Annotated in this window: 19 protein-coding genes; 12 read left to right on the top strand and 7 right to left on the bottom strand. The window is 45.2% G+C overall.

Going from position 1 to position 20,805, the window contains the following annotated elements:
• Nucleotides 1-57: 57 nt before the first annotated feature.
• From SCB77_RS15945 to SCB77_RS15905, 9 genes are all read left to right on the top strand, one after another.
• The gene (locus SCB77_RS15945) at nt 58-906 is read left to right on the top strand and encodes a transketolase (RefSeq protein ID WP_320182990.1); all 849 of its coding nucleotides are present in this window, start codon (nt 58-60) and stop codon (nt 904-906) included.
• An 89-nt stretch (nt 907-995) separates the two neighbouring features.
• A complete protein-coding gene (locus tag SCB77_RS15940; protein WP_320182989.1) occupies nt 996-1,949 on the top strand; it encodes a transketolase family protein in 954 nt (317 codons plus the stop codon).
• Nucleotides 1,950-1,964: 15 nt separating this feature from the next.
• On the top strand, nt 1,965-2,510 hold the full coding sequence (locus SCB77_RS15935; protein WP_320182988.1) for an RNA polymerase sigma factor: 546 nt from the start codon (nt 1,965-1,967) through the stop codon (nt 2,508-2,510).
• Between the two features lie 34 nt (nt 2,511-2,544).
• Complete coding sequence (locus SCB77_RS15930; RefSeq protein ID WP_320182987.1) at nt 2,545-3,375, top strand: hypothetical protein; 831 nt, start codon at nt 2,545-2,547, stop codon at nt 3,373-3,375.
• Nucleotides 3,375-3,815, top strand: a complete 441-nt coding sequence (locus tag SCB77_RS15925) for a hypothetical protein (RefSeq protein ID WP_320182986.1) — start codon at nt 3,375-3,377, stop codon at nt 3,813-3,815. The genes SCB77_RS15930 and SCB77_RS15925 overlap by 1 nt, the downstream gene beginning before the upstream one ends.
• Nucleotides 3,816-3,938: 123 nt before the next feature.
• A complete protein-coding gene (locus tag SCB77_RS15920) occupies nt 3,939-5,126 on the top strand; it encodes an aspartate aminotransferase family protein (protein ID WP_320182985.1) in 1,188 nt (395 codons plus the stop codon).
• A gap of 39 nt (nt 5,127-5,165) precedes the next feature.
• The gene (locus SCB77_RS15915) at nt 5,166-5,918 is read left to right on the top strand and encodes an SGNH/GDSL hydrolase family protein (RefSeq protein WP_320182984.1); all 753 of its coding nucleotides are present in this window, start codon (nt 5,166-5,168) and stop codon (nt 5,916-5,918) included.
• A 93-nt stretch (nt 5,919-6,011) separates the two neighbouring features.
• Nucleotides 6,012-7,007 carry a hypothetical protein gene (locus SCB77_RS15910; RefSeq protein ID WP_320182983.1) on the top strand — a complete coding sequence of 332 codons (996 nt, stop codon included), beginning with the start codon at nt 6,012-6,014 and terminating at the stop codon, nt 7,005-7,007.
• Nucleotides 6,964-9,261 carry a hypothetical protein gene (locus SCB77_RS15905; protein ID WP_320182982.1) on the top strand — a complete coding sequence of 766 codons (2,298 nt, stop codon included), beginning with the start codon at nt 6,964-6,966 and terminating at the stop codon, nt 9,259-9,261. Before SCB77_RS15910 ends, SCB77_RS15905 begins: the two co-directional genes overlap by 44 nt.
• Here the strand turns inward: SCB77_RS15905 and SCB77_RS15900 are convergent.
• Nucleotides 9,258-10,442: a class I SAM-dependent rRNA methyltransferase gene (locus SCB77_RS15900; RefSeq protein WP_320182981.1), complete on the bottom strand. Its 1,185-nt coding sequence runs from the start codon at nt 10,440-10,442 to the stop codon at nt 9,258-9,260. The two genes, SCB77_RS15905 and SCB77_RS15900, sit on opposite strands and share 4 nt — an antisense overlap.
• 109 nt (nt 10,443-10,551) lie before the next feature.
• Between SCB77_RS15900 and SCB77_RS15895 the strand changes: the two genes are divergently transcribed.
• Entirely contained in the window at nt 10,552-11,082 is a 531-nt protein-coding gene (locus tag SCB77_RS15895; protein WP_320182980.1) for a YceI family protein, read from the top strand.
• Between the two features lie 70 nt (nt 11,083-11,152).
• Here the strand turns inward: SCB77_RS15895 and thrC are convergent, their stop codons facing one another.
• Genes thrC through thrA form a run of 3 tightly spaced genes read right to left on the bottom strand, consistent with a single transcriptional unit; the run spans nt 11,153 to nt 15,932 of the window.
• Nucleotides 11,153-12,460 carry a threonine synthase gene (thrC, locus tag SCB77_RS15890; protein WP_320182979.1) on the bottom strand — a complete coding sequence of 436 codons (1,308 nt, stop codon included), beginning with the start codon at nt 12,458-12,460 and terminating at the stop codon, nt 11,153-11,155.
• 34 nt (nt 12,461-12,494) lie between these two features.
• On the bottom strand, nt 12,495-13,475 hold the full coding sequence (locus tag SCB77_RS15885) for a homoserine kinase (protein WP_320182978.1): 981 nt from the start codon (nt 13,473-13,475) through the stop codon (nt 12,495-12,497).
• 9 nt (nt 13,476-13,484) lie between these two features.
• A complete protein-coding gene (gene thrA / locus SCB77_RS15880) occupies nt 13,485-15,932 on the bottom strand; it encodes a bifunctional aspartate kinase/homoserine dehydrogenase I (RefSeq protein ID WP_320182977.1) in 2,448 nt (815 codons plus the stop codon).
• A gap of 458 nt (nt 15,933-16,390) precedes the next feature.
• Here thrA and SCB77_RS15875 point away from each other — a divergent pair, with 458 nt between their 5' ends.
• Entirely contained in the window at nt 16,391-16,972 is a 582-nt protein-coding gene (locus tag SCB77_RS15875; protein WP_320182976.1) for a C40 family peptidase, read from the top strand.
• A gap of 148 nt (nt 16,973-17,120) precedes the next feature.
• A complete protein-coding gene (locus SCB77_RS15870; RefSeq protein ID WP_320182975.1) occupies nt 17,121-17,636 on the top strand; it encodes a phosphoribosyltransferase family protein in 516 nt (171 codons plus the stop codon).
• Between the two features lie 20 nt (nt 17,637-17,656).
• Here the strand turns inward: SCB77_RS15870 and SCB77_RS15865 are convergent, their stop codons facing one another.
• The 3 genes from SCB77_RS15865 to SCB77_RS15855 all read right to left on the bottom strand — a co-directional run bounded on the left by SCB77_RS15865 (nt 17,657) and on the right by SCB77_RS15855 (nt 20,804).
• Nucleotides 17,657-19,084 carry a lytic transglycosylase domain-containing protein gene (locus SCB77_RS15865; RefSeq protein ID WP_320182974.1) on the bottom strand — a complete coding sequence of 476 codons (1,428 nt, stop codon included), beginning with the start codon at nt 19,082-19,084 and terminating at the stop codon, nt 17,657-17,659.
• Between the two features lie 169 nt (nt 19,085-19,253).
• Complete coding sequence (locus tag SCB77_RS15860; RefSeq protein ID WP_320182973.1) at nt 19,254-19,457, bottom strand: twin-arginine translocase TatA/TatE family subunit; 204 nt, start codon at nt 19,455-19,457, stop codon at nt 19,254-19,256.
• A 75-nt stretch (nt 19,458-19,532) separates the two neighbouring features.
• Nucleotides 19,533-20,804, bottom strand: a complete 1,272-nt coding sequence (locus SCB77_RS15855) for a murein hydrolase activator EnvC family protein (RefSeq protein WP_320182972.1) — start codon at nt 20,802-20,804, stop codon at nt 19,533-19,535.
• Nucleotide 20,805: the final 1 nt, after the last annotated feature.

Below are 20,805 nucleotides of genomic sequence, written 5' to 3'. Positions count from 1 at the left end.
ACACCACTAAAAATCATTACCTTTACGATTAAAATAATCGAAATATTATATTAAAAAATGAGTGCAGATATCAACAAACTTGAACAGATCGCTTCACAGGTAAGACGCGACATCGTTCGTATGGTACATGCTTGTCAGTCTGGTCACCCAGGAGGCTCGCTCGGTTGTACAGATTACTTCGTAGCCCTTTACTTCCATGCGATGAAACATGATCCAAGCTTCAACATGAATGGTGTAAACGAAGATTTATTCTTCTTGTCGAACGGTCACATTTCACCTGTTTTCTACAGTACCTTGGCGCGTGCAGGTTACTTCCCAGCGAGCGAATTGAGTACCTTTAGAAAAATAGATTCTAGACTACAGGGACACCCGACTACCCACGAACATCTTCCAGGTATCCGTATCGCTTCTGGTTCATTAGGACAAGGCTTATCTGTTTCCATTGGTGCTGCTCAGGCAAAAAAACTAAATAAGGATAACAGCTTAGTATACGTATTGATGGGCGATGGTGAATTGCAGGAAGGCCAAGTTTGGGAAGCTGCACTCTATGCGCCGCACAACAAAATTGACAACCTGATTGCTGCCGTAGATTACAACGGTGCACAGATCGACGGTTCCACCGAGCAAGTATTATCGCTGGGTAACCTACGTGCGAAATGGGAAGCCTTTGGTTGGGATGTACTCGACGTAGAAAAAGGAAATGATATGGCATCGGTCGTCCAAGGACTTGAAGAGGCTAAATCTCGCACAGGAAAAGGAAAGCCGGTTGTTATTTTATTGCATACCGAAATGGGTAACGGTGTCGATTACATGATGGGATCGCATAAATGGCACGGTGTGGCTCCTAACGACGAGCAGTTGGAGTTGGCGCTAAATCAATTGCCTAGAACCATCGGAGATTATTAATCAGATATTAGACCCTAGTACCCGTTGGTAGGCCTTGTTATCTCCATACATGCCTATTGTATGACGACGTACTAATCAATGCTACAAGAATGAAAAAATACACATACACTGAATCAAAAGATACACGTTCAGGTTTCGGCGCAGGACTATTGGAAGCCGGAAAACAAAACGAAAATGTGGTTGCCCTGTGTGCCGACCTTATTGGCTCGCTAAAAATGAATGATTTCATCAAGGAATTTCCAGAACGCTTTTTCCAAATAGGTATCGCTGAAGCGAACATGATGGGCATTGCAGCTGGTTTGACTATTGGTGGAAAAATTCCGTTTACGGGTACCTTTGCCAACTTCTCTACAGGTCGCGTTTACGATCAGATTCGTCAATCAATCGCCTACTCTGACAAAAACGTAAAAATCTGTGCATCACATGCCGGCCTTACGCTAGGTGAAGATGGTGCTACCCACCAAATATTGGAAGATATCGGGCTCATGAAAATGCTTCCAGGCATGACCGTGATTAACCCTTGCGACTTCAACCAAACGAAAGCGGCAACCATAGCTATTTCAAAATATGAAGGTCCTGTTTACCTCCGATTCGGACGCCCTGTTGTACCTAACTTTACACCAGCCGATCAAACATTTGAAATCGGTAAAGCTGTGCTATTGAACGAAGGTACCGACGTGACCATCATTGCTACGGGACACTTGGTATGGGAAGCTATCCAAGCAGGCGAAGAGCTGGAAAAACTAGGTATCAATGCGGAAATTATCAATATCCATACCATCAAACCATTGGACGAAGAGGCTGTATTGAAATCAATTACCAAAACAGGCTGCGTCGTTACTGCCGAAGAACACAATAGACTAGGCGGTTTGGGTGATAGCGTGGCACAGTTATTGGCGACTAAAAAACCGACTCCGCAAGAGTTTGTGGCTGTAAACGATAGCTTCGGCGAATCGGGAACACCAGCTCAGCTTATGGAAAAGTATGGCCTAAATGCTAGTTCCATCGTTGCTGCAGCGCGTAAAGTAATCGCTAGAAAATAATAGTTTAAAGAATAAATGGAAGACGCCTTAATCATATCAAAATTTGCTGATGAACGCACACGCGAAGAGGCGTTTGGCTATTTACTTCAAAAATACCAACAAAAAATATACTGGCACGTTCGCCGCATGGTGATCGACCACGATGATGCAGACGATGTGGTGCAGGATATATTTATTAAGGTGTGGCGCAACCTAGAGAAATTCCGGGAAGACGCACAGCTATACACATGGCTATATCGTATCGCGACGAACGAGTGTATCACCTTTTTAAACAAGAAAAAACAGAAGCAGAACCTGTCGTTAGATGACGACAGTTCTGCTTACTTAGCCGATACCCTAGCGGAAGGGAGTTATTTCAACGGCGACAAGGCGCAAATGAAACTGCAGCAGGCCTTGTTGAAGCTGCCGGAAAAACAACGGTTGGTATTTAACATGAAGTATTTTGAGGATCTGAAGTACGACGAGATTTCCGAAATCCTCGGGACAAGTGTTGGTGCCCTAAAAGCATCCTACCATTTGGCCGTAAAAAAAATAGAGAACTTTTTTTCTTCGAGTGATTAAACCTTTGTCGCATTCGCTACTCTAAAAATAGACTATGAAGGAAAATAACACATATCATGAGGGAATGGAAGGCGCAAATCTACCGGAATCTTTACGTGTAAATCCTTTTTCAGTACCTACGGACTATTTTGAGACGCTAACATCCACGATCAAGGCGCAGATAGGACTAGAAGGAAAAGTACCTCCGGAAGCGCAAGCATTCTCGGTGCCCGATGCTTACTTCGGACAACTGACCGAGCGTATCACTGCCCAAGTAGCGCTTGCCAAACCCGATGAAGAAGCGCAGTCTTGGAGCACACCAGCAAGCTATTTCGAGACACTTCAGGAAACTATTCAATCCCGTATCAAGATAGAAACAACATTCCAGGAGCAAGAAAGCTTTGTTGCACCTGCAGGTTATTTCGAATCCTTGGGTGAACGTATACAGGGGAAAGTTTTTGAAGACAACTTACGCAGTACAGTAGCTGTGGATGGCTTCACCGCACCTACACTGTATTTTGAAAAACTTACAGCAAACATCACCGCGAAAGTAAAGGCTACTTCTGCAGAAACAGTTGTGGAAGATAAGCCCGTCCGCCGTATGTATGCACAACGATGGATACAGTATGCCGCTGCGGCCTGTGTAGCAACAGTTCTAGGTACGGCTTCTTACAATGCTATCATAGAACACAATGAGGTTGATGTTACCGAAACACATCTAGCCGCCATTGAAGAAGAGGAAATTGTCAATTACCTCACATCTTCCAAAGGCAATGATGATTTGCTCTATATCATGGAATATATTTATCAACCTGCAGAGTCGGAAGGCGTTTGCAGTAAGATAAAGGAAGATGATATCGAAGACTATTTAAATTACACACTATAATGTTACGTTTTAGACATTTATCAATCACCTTAAGTATGCTGTTGTTCTACGTGCTTTGCGTCAATGCTCAGCAGCGTGATTCCAAACGCTTCGCAGCAATAGAAAACGAAAAGGTGGCCTATATCACGAAAGAATTGAATCTGTCGCAGGCAGAGGCACAGCGCTTTTTTCCGGTGTACAATCAGTACAACAAGGAGATGTGGGCATTGAAATCTGAAAAAACAGGATCGTCGGCAGATGCTCCGCGTGGCGCAAGTTCGTTTAACGGGTCGGGTAGACGCGATGTGCTCTCCTATGATGCCAAAGAGCTGGAGGTAAAAAAAGAATACCGTAAAAAATTTGCCGAGGTAATCGGAAATTCACGCGCCTCGCAGTTTTTTGAAATAGAACAAAACTTTAGAGAGCTCCTTTACAAAGAGCTGCAACGAAGAAATAAATAAAAGAAGCTACACCATAGCTTCTTTTTTTGTACTGTACATTTGGGCTCCCCCCCCTTTCTTAATGGCAACACTGGCTTACTAAAAAGATAATGGTTATTTTTGAACCTTTCCTTTATAAAAACAATGATCAGCAATAGAGAACTTTTTTTACAAAACACGGCGCAAACCTCGTCCTCTCCTCGATTGGTGGAAGTGGATAAAGCCGAAGGTGTTTACCTATACGGACCGCAAGGCGAGCGCTACATGGACCTGGTATCGGGATTCAATGTGAGCAACATTGGGCATCGTCATCCCAAGGTGCTGGAAGCCCTGCAGCAACAAATGGAGAAGTACCTACATGTTACGGTATACGGCGAGTTTGTGCAGGCTCCACAGGTGATGTTTGCGACCGAGTTGCTCGCAGTGCTCCCGTCGAGCTTTGCCTCTGTTTACTTCACCAATAGTGGAGCCGAAGCCGTGGAAGGTTCCATGAAAATTGCCAAGAAATTCACCGGACGTCGGCAGATCATTGCTGCTGAAAAAGCCTATCACGGGAGTACGCAAGGGGCATTGAGCCTAATCGGAAACGATGCATACCGCTCGGCCTATGCTCCGCTATTGCCGGAAATCGATTTTATACGCTTCAATGACCGAAGCACACTGGACAAAATAAACCATGAAACGGCGGCGGTCATTATCGAAGCCGTGCAGGGCGAAGCTGGCGTGCGCGTGCCCGATCTCGACTTTATCCGGGCGCTGCGCCAAAAATGTAATGAAACGGGTACTTTGCTGATCTTTGATGAGATACAAACGGGCTTCGGCAGAACGGGAAAAATGTTTGCCTTTGAGCACTTTGACGTAGTGCCTGATATCCTGATGCTGGCCAAAGGAATAGGTGGAGGCATGCCTCTTGGCGCCTTTGTAGCGAGAAAAGAAGTGATGGATGTTATCAAAGATAATCCCATGCTGGGACATATCACCACCTTCGGCGGACATCCAATGAGCTGTGCTGCAGCACGCGCTTCTCTACAGGTGATCCAAGAAGAACAATTGCTCGATGCCGTACCTGAAAAAGCAGCGCGCTTCCGCGAACTTCTGGACAGCCCAAAGATCAAAGAAATAAGAGGACTAGGTTTGATGATGTGCATACAACTGGAATCCTTTGACCAAGTCTATGCGGTAAGCAATTACTGTGCAGGACAAGGGATTATGATCGATTGGTATCTACACTGCGAAACCGCTTTGCGCGTTGCCCCACCACTTACGATCACGCTCCCTGAAATTGAGGATGCTTGTAAAATTATTCGTACAGCCATTGAAAAGTTCTGTTAAAAGTTCTATTTTTAGCATACATAAAACAGCTGTAAACCTATGGAATCAAGAAGAAATTTTTTAGCCAAGAGCCTACTATCGTTGGGGGCTGCAACATTGGGCGCCAAAAGCCTCCTTGCAGCAGAAACAACAGCCAAGCCCAGCGGCAAGATAAGTGTACAAACGAACGATATCATCCTATTTCAGGGCGATTCGATTACCGACGCGGGTCGTAAACGAGAGCAGACGCAAGCCAATGACACTGCAGCCTTCGGAAATGGCTATGCGCTGCTTGCAGGCAGCACCCTCCTCAATAGATATGCTGATAAAAATATTCAGGTGTACAACCGGGGAATCAGTGGCAACAGGGTGCCCGATCTTGTCAAACGCTGGGATAATGATGCACTAGCACTAAAACCAACGATACTCAGCATCCTGATTGGCGTGAACGACTTTTGGCGAACAAAAGATAGTGGTGCACAAAACAGCTCCACCCAATACAAAGAACAATACCAGCAATTGCTTGAAACAACCTTGAAAGCATTGCCCAACGTAAAATTGATTATTGGTGAGCCCTTTGGCGTAAAAGGTGTGAAACACGTAAAAGACAACTGGTATCCTGATTTCTTAGGCTATCAGCAGGCGGCAAAAGAAATCGCCAAGGAATTCAATGCCGTTTTTCTACCTTACCAGTCCGTGTTTGACAAAGCTGCAAGCCGCGGCGCAGGCAACTATTGGACGACAGATGGTGTGCACACCTCCATGGCCGGTGCCAATCTCATGGCGCAAGCTTGGCTCGACCTCATCAAGTAAATGTCATATAGCGTTGTCTGGCAAGGCCGATTTACCAGACAACGCCTTTTTATGACACTATACCAACCACAAAATAGCTAGTTTTGTCTTTCTATGAAAATATACTGGGCTATACTGATCTTTTTGGTTGTTTCCTGTACCACCCCATCCGAACCGCTAGGCGTATCCTTCTATTCTTGGAAAACAACATGGAAACTCAGCGACAAAGAAGAGCAACTGTTGCGAGACAACAAAAGTTCCCGTCTATACGTTCGCTATTTTGATGTAGGCCTGCAGCGCGGAGAACCCTTCCCTATAAGCCCCGTGGTCTTCAAATCCATACCTAAGCAAGACATCGTACCTGTGGTCTACATCAAAAATGAAGTACTGCTAAACCCCGATACGGATGTAAAGCTTCTTGCCGATCGGATCTTAGCCTACGTCGAGCAGATTAATAAGCACTATGGCATCACAGCCCCTGAACTTCAACTAGACTGTGACTGGAGCCTAAAGAGCAAATCCGCTTTTTTTTTACTTGTCAAAGAAATGAAGACAAAATGGACTGCCCTACTCTCCTGCACCATACGCCTGCATCAGGTAAAATATGCAGAAAAGACCGGTATTCCGCCGGTCGATTACGGCGTACTGATGTATTACAATATCGGTACGATTTCGGCAAATCAAGTTAACTCCATTTATGACCGGCGGGTTGCGGCTGGCTACATACCAAGCTTGGTCAAGTACCCACTGCCTTTAAAGATTGCACTGCCCATCTTTTCTTGGGGCGTCCATCTTCGGCAGGGAAAAGTGATCAACCTGATCAACCGCCTAGGAGAAGAGGAAGTAACTGGGAATTCGGCATTTCGAAAGACAGAAAACGGAAAATTCAAAATAGAGCGAGAAGGACATTATTTTGGTCAGCTATTTGCTGCTGGAGATGAGATAAAGTTGGAAAGTATCCGCCCCGACATGTTGCTCGAGATGGCGAGCGACCTCAAGCGGTACCTCAAGCACCAGCCTACTGAAATTATCTTTTACGATTTAGATCAAACGAATATTCGTCGCTATGACAAGGACATTTTTCAAGAAACTGCTAGTCGCTTCCGTTAGTGTATTGGCACTGGGAATCGGCATTTATGCTTATGCCTGCGCCGATGGCTGGTGGGGCTACTCCTACGTATCCTCTTTTACGCCCGAGGCTTTTGCCGATGACTCCTACAAGCCGTTATTTTACGCTCCCGAAGAGAAATTCTACGATTATGCGCAACTGGAATATATCGAAAAAGATAAGGACAACATCCTCGCAGATTGGCAGCAGTATCTCGGGGCTGCATTGCCGAAAAATAAGATTACGTTTTACCTGATGAACGACTCGTCCGCCACAGAGATCGAGCAGCTCTACCGAGAGCTACAAGGCAACGCTACGCAGCGATCAGGTCTTCTCGCCTCGAAAAAAACACAGAACTTTGTACAGTTTTTACATTATGCCAAGGCTATAGAAGCCTCCTCTACAACAACCTTTTCCTCTTGGGATTATGAAGACCGTATCGTTGTTCAAACCCAATCGTCCCTTGTGGAGGACATCGAGACTTTTTATCAAAACTTGGAAAAGCCGGATGCCTTCTTCGCCAACCGGATTTGGTTTCAGGTGCTGAAAGCAAAATTCTACTCCGACGATCGCGGCAGTGTTATTCCATTTTTCGAAGCCAGCGCTAACAAACAGCCCAAAAACGATCTGTATTATCGCGCGCTAGGCTATGTAGCGGGCGCCTACTACCAGCAATCGGCCTACGATAAGTCCAATGCGCTCTTTGCCTCCATCTTTAACGATGTACCCAGCAAACGACACGAAGCACTTTACAATTTTAGACCGCTTTCCGCGGACTCCCTCCATCAAGCACTACAACAGGCCGACAGCAAAGCCGTACAGGCCAGCATGGTAGCCATGAATGGTTATTACCATGATGCAGCCGAGGCCATGAAGCGCATCTACGCCATTCAGGCAAACAGTCCGCATCTCGATTTTTTACTCACCCGTTGGGTGAATGCCGAGGAATCTAAGGTAAACGACTACTACAACGTTCAAAAAAGTAGCTATCCGTGGGATGCAAGCCAAATAGACAAGGAGACACTAAACTGGTTGGGGGAGGTTTTAAAACAGCCGAAGAAGCTACATAATCCGCCTTTGGTTTACCTCGCTTATGGATACATCAGCATGTTTTGCAAAGACCATGAGGTCGCAAAAACAGCCTATGCCAAAGCAGCGCGCTATGCGCGCAATCAGCCGCTCGTCGCCGCACAGATTCGGCTGTTCAGCTTATTGAACAAAGTTTCACAACTAAAGAAAGTCGATGCAAAAAGTGAAAAAGATCTGCTTGCCGACTTAACTTGGCTGTACCAAGAGGTGCCACAAGATTCCGTACTCACGAAGTCATTCCGCTATGAATACGCTTCCACTTGGATCAAAACAGCGCTATCTGCCGTATATGCAAACAACAACAATCCGTTGATGGCCGAACTTCTGTACAGCGAGCAAGGGTTTTATGATAATAAAGAACAAGGAGCGCGCATGGAGGAATTTCTGTTACAAGAGAACAAAAATGGATGGAATACGCTCTTTGCAGATTTGTACCCCTATAACCTGAGCGATATATACGAAAGCCGGGCCATTTACGCTTATTATCAAAACCGAATCGAAGAAGCCATAGATCTGATGGAGCGAGCTACACCACAGCAGGTACGCATCGATCGCGGCTACGATGATATCTACTACAACGCCGCCATTTTAAGGGGAAACCCTTTTAACGGTAAAATCAAGGACTGTAACGACTGCGATCACGAAGCACCGCAGAAAGTGAAATATACAAAGCTAGATTTCCTACGTAAAGTCCAGGAATTGAAGCAGCATATCGAGCGTGGCACGGATGTGTATACCAATGCATTGCTGCTAGGAAATGCCTACTACAGCACCTCTTTTTTTGGAAATGCGCGAGTTTTCTATTACAATACGATTATCGGCGAATATGGAAATTACATTTCCACAAAAAACCAACCCTACATACTTGGCATGTCAAATGCAAAAATGTATTACGAGAAAGCATTAAGCGCAGCTGAAAACAAGGAACAGCGTGCCAAGGTATCCTATCTTATGGCAAAGGTAGATCGCAACGAGTTCTACCGTAAAAGCTACCTGCAAAATGAGGAATATTATTGGGCAGACCCCGAACAGGCCATGTTTAAGGCTTGGACAGGATTCAGGAACTTGAAAAACGATTATGCCGACACCAAATACTACCAAGAGGTGATTCGGGAATGTGGCTATTTTCGTTCCTACCTCGCGCAGGAAAATGGCAAGGGTCGTTAAACGACCCTAACCAACAAACCTTTGAGGTATTCTCCCTCTGGAAAGGACGCGCGTATTGGATGGTCCTCCGGCTGGGTAAACTGTCGAATAAACTGTATCTCTCGTCCGGCATCCAGCGCAGCCCAAGCAATAACTTGCTTAAAGGTATCAATATCCATGGCTCCCGAGCAGGAGAACGTGGCTAGCAGACCACCGCTCTCTAGCAACATAAGGCCACGGCGGTTAAGATCTTTGTATGCACGCGAAGCCTTCTCCAATGCCGATCGTGAAGGCGCATATTTCGGTGGATCCAAGACGATGAGATCAAACTTTTCGCCGGCTTCTCCCAGCTGACGTAAATACTTGTTGACGTCGGATTGTACAGCCTGATGACTTTCACTATTGAACCCATTGGCCACAACATTACGCTTCAACGTATCTATCGCCAGCGCTGAACTGTCTACGGAAACCACTTCGGCAGCTCCTTGCTGAAAAGCATTCAAGGTGAAGCCGCCAGAATAGCAAAAGCAATCTAGTACGCGCTTGCCTTTTGCGTATTGCGCCGTGAGCCAGCGGTTATCACGTTGGTCACAGTAAAAACCGGATTTCTGGCCTTCAACGATATTGATTTGATAACGTATTCCATTTTCGATGACCTCCACAAACTCAGGGGGCATCTGTCCATAGCGCAAACCATTGGCATCCGCCAAGCCCTCATGTTCGCGCGACTTCAGGTCGCTGCGCTCATAAATACCCTTTGGATTTAGCTGTGCAACGAGCTCATCGATAATCACCTCTTTCACCAACTCGGCACCCGCAGCGTGCACCTGCACCGACATAAAATCGCCATACTTGTCCACAATCAGACCGGGTAGGAAATCCGCTTCTGCAAAAATCAGCCGCACCGTGGTATTGCTATCGGTCAGCAAATGCTTACGCAAACCGATCGAGCGCTGTATGCGATCGCGCCACCAGCTATCGTTAATTTCACGTTCCGGATTCCATTCCAATAAGCGAACAGCAACGCGAGAAAAGGCATTGTAAACACCAAAAGCTATAAATTCATCTTCCGCATTGAACACCTCGACTACCGTACCATTGGCTGGTTTTCCCGCTATATGTGCAATTGCTCCAGAGAACACCCAAGGATGTAACTGCCATGCAGCTTTATCTTTTCCTCGGTGAAGGGTTATTTTATTCATCGCTACAAAAATAAAGCTTAGCTTTTGTAGTTGAGTCAATAAAAGGACTTAATTTGTAAAAAGAAACAACAATCTATAACAGCATCCGTTTTATCTAAAAAACTCATCCATGAAAAAAAACATCTCTGCCACACTCCTGCTGTTGGCCATCCTCCTAAGCGCATTCGGCACGGCTTACTACGCCGTTTGGAAAATTCAGGAAGACGACTATGTCATCCAGTTTGACACCGATAAGGCCAGCGGAAAAATCAAAGGACTGCAAGGAAAAATTGTGTTCGACGAACAACATGTAGACGCTGCACAGATAGATGTTTCGGTTGATGTAAATACCATAGCGACCGGTGTGTGGCTTAAAAACAACCACGCCAAAGCGGAAGATTTTTTCAACGTGGAGAAGTATCCGAAGATAAGTTTCAAATCTAAGAGCTTTAAGAAAACGGCATCCGGCTATCTCGTAACGGGAGACCTCCAGATCAAGAACGTCAGCAAAGCGATACAAATACCGTTTACCTTTCATGAAAAAGGTAACCAAGGTACCTTCGAGGGCGCATTTCAGATCAATAGAACGGAATATAACTTAATTAAAAAAGGGGTAGGCGAAGTCGTAAAAATTGCCATCAAACTTCCAGTCAGCAAATAAGTGCACAACATGATTGATAACAGAAAAGGAGGCGTTTGCCTCCTTTTCTTGTACACACTAGCTATTAAAATTATTTATTGGCAAGCAGATAAGCTTTGAAAGCTTCATAATCCACCTCGATTTCCGTTACTAAGCGTTCCTTTTCGGCTAACGCGGACGCCCCCTCTGGAAGCTGGATGGCTTGGAAAGCTTCTGCAGATATGGCGTCGGGAAATTTGCAGGGATGCGCGGTCGACAGGAATACGGAAGCATAATTACCATCATGCTCTTTTCTATACTGCTTGGCTGCGAGATACGCTATTGCCGTATGCGGACAGGCAACATAGTGGTATCGTTCGAAAAGTTCTTCCATACCTTGTTTTGTTTCCTCGTCGTTATACGTGTAAGACGACACCACTGCGCGAATGGCATCGACATCCTGATCAAATAGATCCTGAATGCGCACCCAGTTGCTCGGATCGCCTACATCCATAGCATTGGCTAGGGTCTGCACCGATGGTTTTGGCACATACTGTCCATCTTGCAAAAAGCGTGGTACCGTATCATTTACATTGGTTCCTGCCACAAAGTGTTTCACGGGAAGCCCCATTTTATAAGCCAACAAACCGGCACCAATATTTCCAAAATTACCGCTCGGCACCGTAAACACGACCTGATCTGCTCCTTGAGACTTCAACTGTGCATACGCCCAGAAATAGTAGAACGTTTGCGGAATCAAACGCGCAATATTGATGGAATTGGCCGATGTCAAACGTAAGCTGCTGTTCAGCTCCTCATCATTAAACGCCCTCTTCACTAAAGCCTGACAGTCATCGAAGGTACCATCAACCTCCAGCGCACGAATATTCTGTCCATTGGTCGTCAGCTGCTCTTCTTGTACTTTAGATACCTTTCCTTTGGGATAAAGAATAGTGACGCGTGTGCCTTCTACCCCAAGAAAGCCTAGCGCCACAGCGCCGCCGGTATCGCCGGAGGTAGCCACCAGTACATCCAACAGCTGGTCGCCCTGCTTGGAAAAATAGCCCATAACACGGCTCATAAAGCGCGCGCCAAAATCCTTGAACGCATAGGACGGACCATGGAACAATTCTAAGACCGCCTGCTCGGCATCTAAGAATTTTACTGGAGCATCAAAATTGATCGCATCAGCAATAATTACCTTTAAGTCAACAGCAGGGATGGCATCCCCGATTACCGCATGGGCAACATGGAATGCAATTTCCTGCAAAGAATATTGCTGAATATTTCGAATAAATGCCGGATCTAGCGTGGGGATCTGTTCAGGCATATACAAGCCTTTGTCCTGCGGCAGTGAATGGAATACCGCATCTTGGAAGGAGACGCGTAAATCTTTATTATTGGTACTATATAATTTCATCGTTATCTTTTATTTTATCTTGCTTCAAAAAGGATTAGCCTAAGACCTTTGGGCCGCCAACATTTACGGCCGAAACATACTTCAAGCTATCGATATCGCAATCGGTCAAATGTTGTTGGATTTCCGTCGCAGCACGCTCGGCAATATCGCTGCCGCGCGCAATAGCCACCACCGATGGTCCTGATCCGGAAATACCGAAACTCAATGCTCCTGCTGCTAGCGCGATACGTTTCATTTCATAGAATTCAGGGATAAGAATTGCTCGCGTAGGCTCTATAAGCACATCGTGCATACTTCGACTGATCAAGTCGTAATCCGACTCGTAGAGCCCAGCGATAAGTCCTGCAATATTGCCCCATTGCGTCACCGCATCTTTCAACAATACTTTCTCCTTAATCAGCTGCCGTGCATCGCGCGTAGGTACATCCACCTGCGGAAACACGATCCCCGCATACAATTCATCCGGCACGGGCAGCTTGATCACGTCCAAAGGGTTGTAGCCGCGAATCAGCGTGATTCCGCCCATCAGCGCAGGCGCCACATTGTCAGCATGTCCATGTCCGCAGGCTAGCCGTTCTCCTTCCACACAAAAGGGCATCAGCTCTGCTGTGGATAGCGGATTACCCAACAAATTGTTGATAGCGAAAAGCCCCGCCACGGTACTAGCCGAACTCGATCCCAGCCCACTGCCAATGGGCATATGCTTGGTCAGTTCGATTTCCACCCCCAGTTCTTCCTGCAGTCCTAAGTGAGAAAGCAGCATTTTTACGCAGGCACTCACCGTATTCTTATCCGCATCTAAAGGCAAACGCCCTTCATCGCCCACTATGGAACGAATGCGAACGCCCGGTTCCGCCACACGATACATGGCAACTTCATCGCCGGGATGATCGACGGCGAACCCCAACACATCAAATCCGCAGATCATATTGGCAACGGTAGCCGGTGCGAAAACCCGAATCTGATCAAGTATCTTGCTAAAATCTATTTGGTATTGTTTTTTTCCCAGTTCCATAATTGTTTCTTATGCTCCTACATTCACTAAGTCTGCAAACACACCTGCCGCAGTTACTTCTGCACCCGCGCCAGGCCCCTTCACCACCAATGGACGATCTTTGTAACGCTCTGTCGTGAAGGAGATGATATTGTCACTACCCGATAGCGCATAGAATGGGTGATTTTCATCTACCATTTCCAACGCAATAGAAACCTTGCCCTCTTCGAGTTTTCCGATATAACGAATCACCTTTCCTTCGCTAGCCGCCTGCTCTTTGAGTCCATTGAAATAGCTATCCGCCTTTAATAGTTCTGCATAAAAATCATCCACCGAAGAAGCCTCTAAACAGGCCTTAGGCAATATGGCTCCCAAGTCTACCGCTTCTGGTTCTAAGGCATGACCAGCGTCACGCGCCAAGATCAACATCTTACGCATAAAGTCCACACCGCCGAGGTCATCCCGTGGATCGGGCTCGGTATATCCCAATGCTTGTGCCTGTTTTACCGTTTCGTAGAAAGAAGCCTCGCCCACAAAGTTGTTGAAGATGTAGGAGATCGTTCCTGATAGTATAGCCTCGATCTTCACGAGACGATCGCCGCTTAACATCAAGTCTTTCAAGACCCGAACGATAGGCAAACCTGCCCCCACGTTGGTTTCATAAAAGAAATCTACGCCATGCTTGCGCGCTGTTTCGCGCAACAGCTGGTATTGGGCATATGCGCCAGAATTGGCAATTTTATTACAAGTGACAACCGAAATATTCGCTTTAAAGATATCCTCGTAGTAGGTCGAGGGCAACTTGCTCGCTGTATTATCTATAAATACACAATTTGGTAGGTTCATGGCGCGCATACGCTCAATAAAGGAGGCCAGATCGGCCACCTCTCCGCTGGCTTCCAACGACTCCGACCAATGCTCTAAGTCGATGCCATCCACATCAAAAAACATCTTTCTCGAATTGGAAACGCCGACCACTTTTATTTCAATATCATTATTATCCAATAGAAAATCATGCTGCTCACGGATTTGTCTGAACAACGTGGCTCCAATGTTTCCAGTCCCCACGTTGAACACATATAATGTCTTCTTCAACGCCGCAAAGAACGCATCGTGCACCGCATTGAGAGCTTTAGCCAAATTTTCCTTACCGATGATCACCGAAATATTCAGCTCGGAGGATCCCTGTGCAATAGCGCGCACGTTGATACCATTTCGGCCCAAGGCGTAAAATAAGCGCCCCGACATGCCTGGTGTGCGTTTCATGTTTTCGCCGACGATGGCCAAAACCGAAAGATTCTCCTCAACCACCGGCAACTGCAACTTATTAGCTTCCAGCTCCAGTTCGAATTCCGCTTCGATCAAACTTACCGCTTTTGCAGCATCATCTGGATTGACTGCAAATGTAATGCTGTGCTCCGAAGACGACTGGGTGATCAGTACTACGTTTATCTGTTCGCGCGCCAGCAAGGTAAACAGGCGACCACTGAATCCAGACTTTCCAATCATGCCGCTACCAGATAGATTGATCACCGAAATATCGGAGATTGATGATATGCCTTTTATCGGAAAAGCAGACTTACCACTTTCAAACTGTATAGTCGTGCCGGGAAAAGCAGGTTCAAAAGTATTCCGGATAACGATAGGGATCTTCTTCAAAAATGCCGGTATCATCGTCGGTGGATAGATCACCTTGGCGCCGAAATAAGAAAGTTCCATCGCTTCCGTATAGGAAAGGATCGTTTGCGAAAATGCTTTCTTGACAATACGTGGATCGGCCGTCAACATACCGTTTACATCGGTCCATATCTCGATGGTCGATGCCTGTAAAACAGCTCCAAATATTGCAGCTGTATAGTCGGAGCCACCGCGACCCAACGTTGTCACGCGGCCTTTTTCGTTGGAACCGATAAAGCCGGTTACAAACAACAACTTATCTGCATGGCTATGCCCCAGTGATTGGATCAATTGCTGGGTAAGCTCCTCGTTCACATGCGCGTTGCCGAAATTCGAATCGGTTTTTACATAGTGCGAGGCATCTACAAACTCTACCTGCGCCACATATTGCTCCATCACTTTGGAAACCATGTAGTTGGAAAGACGCTCACCGAAAGAGACAATCAGGTCTTTACTTTGCGCGCTGAGCTCCTTCAGCGCGCTTACGCCTTGCAGTATCTCTTCCAAATCGTTCAGCATAAGCTTCAGTTTGGTAAATACCGGGTTTTGAAATTTTACAGCTATCAATTTCTTTACAACTTCGAAATGCCGTTCTTCCAAAAGTTTCAGATCGTCCTCGAAGGGAAGTCGTTCTGCCGCATGCTCTGCCATCTTGGTAAGCAGGTTCGTTACCCCAGACATCGCTGATAAAACCACTAGGGGCTTTTCTCCCTCGTCAAAGGACTTCTTAACAATATCCAGTACTGCGCTGATGCTCTCCACCGTCCCGACTGACGTTCCACCGAACTTTAATACTTTCATTTTCGTCTTTTTATAATTTTAAAATAGTGTGTTTCAATAAAAAAAGCCTTCCCCGGAGGAGGAAGGCTCTATATGTCGTGTACACTTATTTATACAATAGAATTACTTCCTCCGATATAATATCCCGGTGGTAATAATAATGGATGTAATAATAGTGTGTCTGTACATGGTCTTTTAAAAACTTTTTAAATATAGGAGTTAATCTTTAGATATATCAAATAATTTTTCACTTTTTTTGAAAATTTATCAAGAAGAGCCCCAGTCTAAGGTTTACATGTTGATTTGCTACAACGTAAACTTAATGGTTTTAGTATGTAAAATAAAATGTTAAAATTCGTTAAATTGTCATTAAAAAATCAAGAAAATGTTTGGAACCGTACACATTATGTATTAGTTTTGCTTCAGTCCTGTAGAAAATACAAGACAGTGTATAAAGAAGTTGTAATTTAAGCGAACAAATGAATACAAAGAAACTAGTAGCAGGAATGCTCTTCATAGGCTTATGTCTAGTGTCGCAGGCACAAACAACCAAATCAAAAACCACCTCTTCCGATCCGGATAACCTAGCTAAAGAATATTTTTCACAAATCATGGGCGTTGCCTCCAATGCGATGGCTAACACCAAGCTTTACCAATTTGTGTACGAATGGGTAGGCACTCCTTATCGTTTGGGAGGTGATTCGAAAAATGGAATTGATTGTTCTAAGTTTTCATTGGCGGTTTATGAAAATGTATTTAACACGACGATCGGTTACAACAGCCGTAATCAGTATGCTAACGTAAAGCAGATCCGTAAAAATGATTTGCAACCTGGCGACTTAGTGTTCTTTAAGATTCGTAGCAGACACATCACACATGTTGGCGTCTACCTTGGTGACGACAAATTTGCACATGCTTCATCAAGTCGAGGCGTGATGGTGAGCAACCTAAACGAAGCCTATTGGAAACGCTACTACTACAATGGCGGAAGACCGGTAGAAGAACCAGGTACAATGACTGCAAATGCAGGGTTGGACGACGAAAACAAAAATTTGAATTAGTTTCTATTTCATCATATAATAAAAAAGGTCTAGATTAAACAATCTAGACCTTTTTTATTGCACAAAGGAACAACTCCTAAAGATCGATTCCTACGGATTTTATTTAAAAGATTTCGTATTTTAGCCTTTAGTAATCAAAGCACAGAACATGTCTACTAAAAGAACCCTTATCTTAGATAAAGAGCAAATTCGTCAGAAATCCATCCGTATCGCTTATCAAATATTGGAAGATAATTTTGAAGAAGAATCCATCGTGTTGGTGGGTATCGCTGATCGTGGTTATGTGTTCGCAAAAAGACTACAAGACATTTTGAGCGGCATTGCTCCAGAGAAAACATTTGAACTACTGAAGGTTAATATTGCGAAAACCAAACGTAGTTTGGAAGCTTCTACCGACGGCTCATTAGAAACCGCTAAAGACAAAGTCATTATTTTAATCGACGATGTTTTGAACAGTGGAAGAACATTGGCATACGGCTTAGGCTTGTTTTTAGATGTTCCGCTCAAGAAAATGCGCACGGCGGTGTTGATCGACCGATCACATCATCAATTCCCGCTTTTCAGCGACTACTATGGCCTAAAGCTTTCGACCATATTGAAAGAACATGTAGAGGTTGTTCTCGAAGAGTTTGACCATGTAGAAGATGCGGCTTGGCTATCCTAGCCGCATCTTTTACATGGTACCTATGATTTTTTGATCTTAAGCTTCTGCCCTATCTTCAGGGCGCTCCCCTGCAAGTTATTATCTGTCTTTATCTGATTTACTGTACTGCCCTTAAATCTATTGGCAATATGCGACAATGTATCGCCCTTGCGCACCGTGTAGGTGGTATAAACCGACGCACTTCGCGCTTTGGCAGCAGTCGCACTGTTACGGCTTGCTAAGCGCTCCTCTTTTTGCACAATCAGTGACCTTCCCGCTATTCGGCTATTCGCCGACAATCCGTTCCAAGCTTTCAGATCCTGCACACTGACGCCAAACTTACGTGATACGGAAGCTAACGACTCGCCGTGCCGTGCCGTATAACGCGAAGGAGTCTTTGAAGCCAACAACTCCGAAGGTCCGGCAGCAAATCCCGGCGATAGAGTATTGTTCAACGCTGCATAGAGAAGGCTGTCGTTCTTATCCAATGTTTCGGGCAGCAGAAGGCGCTTAGGCTTCTCCACACTCGCTACGACTACGTTACGTTTAAAGGATGGATTGAACTTCTTTAAGGTGGATATAGGAACATGTATTGCTTCCGCGATACGGTTCAAGTCGACATTGTTTTGCAACATGATAGGCGTCGACGACCACTCAAACTCTGTCGATGTACCATCAATCCCATACTCATCTGCATGCTTCATAGCATAGGTCATCGCAATAAACTTGGGCACATAGTTTCTGGTTTCCTCCGGCAAGTAGGGTGACAACTGCCAAAAATCAGGATGATCTAATCCAGAACGTTCAATAGCTCGGCGCACGGCACCGCGTCCGCAATTGTAAGATGCCAAGGCCAAAAGCCAGTCGTTGAACTCATCGTAGGCCTCCTTGAAATAGCGACTTGCCGCGTAACATGCGGCATAGGGATCCTTTCGCTCATCGATATAGCTATCCATCGTCAGGTCGTAACCCTTGGCCGTGGGGTACATAAACTGCCATAGACCTACTGCGCCTGATCGCGACACCAAATGTGGATCCAAAGAGGACTCGACAACCGATATATATTTGATCTCATCGGGAAGCTCGCTATCGGATAAAATTTCCTCATAAATGGGAAAGTAATGTTGTGATAGTCCACGCAACTTGCTCATGTACGGATTATAATTCCGAGAGATATATTTATCGATGTAAAATTTAATTCTTTCGTTAAAAGCCAAGGGAATGGTCTTCTGAATTTTACGCATCCGTTGGAAGATCAGGGAATCTTCGGCGGTGTGGATAGCGTCAGCATAGGAAAGCTTCTTTAAGGAATCTATACCCGAGAATATAGCTTCTCGCTGGATGCTGGCAAGTTCCTTTAGATGTAAGGGAAACTCCTCAGTTTCTGGACTTGCCATATCCTGTGCCTGAGTGGGCTGCATCATGCTCAAGGCACAAAAGGGCACCACCCATAAATGGATTTTCTTCATACTTTTTTATTTCATGAACAATTTCGCGGTCAAAGGTCTACGATTTATGATACGTCAAACATGAAAGTAAAACGTCAATTGCTGTTCGTTAGTATAGCTGCTGTAAAAATTAAAAGAGTTTCGTGGTTTTGCCAGGAAACTCTTTATTTTTTTTCAACGCCACAGAAGACTAGTTCTGTGTATTATTGTTTGTTGTGTTGCTTTTAGTTTCGTTGTTCTGTTCATCACGTTGACCGTCTTTGAACTCTTTAACTCCACGTCCCAGACCACGCATCAATTCTGGAATTTTCTTACCACCAAAAAGTAACAATACTAAAACCACGATGATGATAATCTCCTGCGTCCCGATAAATAATAATCCCGATGTGTACATAGTTTTAATTTCTTAACGCTGCTTTCATTATCAGCGTTTTACAAATATATAATTTAATTCTTTAAATCCCTGTAACTATTTTGCTAACCATGAAGAAGGGTTCATCGCCGTTTGCCCTTGGAACACCCCAAAGTTTACGACAGAGTAGCCTGCATCCGCATCTTCATCGGCAGAACCAATCTGTTGTCCACGGCTCACCTTCTGTCCTTTTCTAACGGCAACACTCTTCAGGTTAGAGTACGATGTAAAATACTCTCCATGCTTGATGACGACAAAGCTACCTATCACCTGCACAACTTCACCCTCAAACACCGCTTTCACAGCCGCATTTGTAGAGGTTCGGATCGCCACATCGGAGTTGTCGATGCGAACGTTACGTTCGACAGTCTCAAAGCCAAAGTTACGTACAATATTACCCTGCGCCACCGGCCATGGTAAGCGCCCACGGTTTGATTTGAAATCGGCAGAAAGCTTGGCTGCCTCTGGTGTCGATCTTAAGATCTCACTATCCGACTTTCTAGGGGTCTTTTTCTCTACCTCTTCCACCGTTTTGCCTGTACGTTTGGCTTCCGCTTCCGCAGCTTTACGACGTGCTTCCTCGGCTCTTCTTCGCTCCTCCTCGATTTCACGACGAATAGCCGACTGGATCATCGCATCAATACGTTTTTTCTCCTGTTGTTTCTTCGTCAATTGACCTTTGAAGCTAGACTCCTCACGACGCAGTTGGCTAAGCTCATTTGCATGTGTGGTACGGTCTTTTTGGATAATGGCACGCTCGGCCTGCTGTTCTTTCAACAGCTGATTCTGCGTTTGTTTGTCGCGCTCCAATTGCGCGATTTTCAATTCTATTTCCTTTTTCGTATTTTCTATTTCCGCTGCTTTTATCTTCCGGGCATCGTTAAACTGTTGCAAATATTTAACCCGCTTAAACGCCTGATTGAAATCTTTGGAGGCAAAAATAAACATCAACTTATTATAGCCGTTTTTGTTACGGAACGCAAAGAGGATCATCTTTTCGTAGTCTTTCCGCATTTTCTCCAGCTCCGCCTTTAACTGATCGACCTTCTGGGTATTATTTCGAATATTCGAATTGATAATGCGCAGCTCGGCATTGATCGTGCTGATTTTGTTTTCCCGTAGATCCAACTGTCGGCTCAGCGCATTAACTTCCCTTTGAGAAAGTAATTTCTCTTGCGTCTTCGCACGTAGCACTTTCGTTAGCTCTGCTATCTCCACATCAATCTTTTCCCGTTGTTTTTTCAATTCGGCACTACTCTGCGCGTGCAGCATCGTCAAACCAAAACAGCAAACCACGAAGAAACTAAATACAATCTTTTTTAAATCCATG

Source organism: Sphingobacterium bambusae, from assembly GCF_033955345.1.
Taxonomy (GTDB): domain Bacteria; phylum Bacteroidota; class Bacteroidia; order Sphingobacteriales; family Sphingobacteriaceae; genus Sphingobacterium; species Sphingobacterium bambusae.
This window is presented reverse-complemented; position numbering and strand designations above follow the sequence as displayed.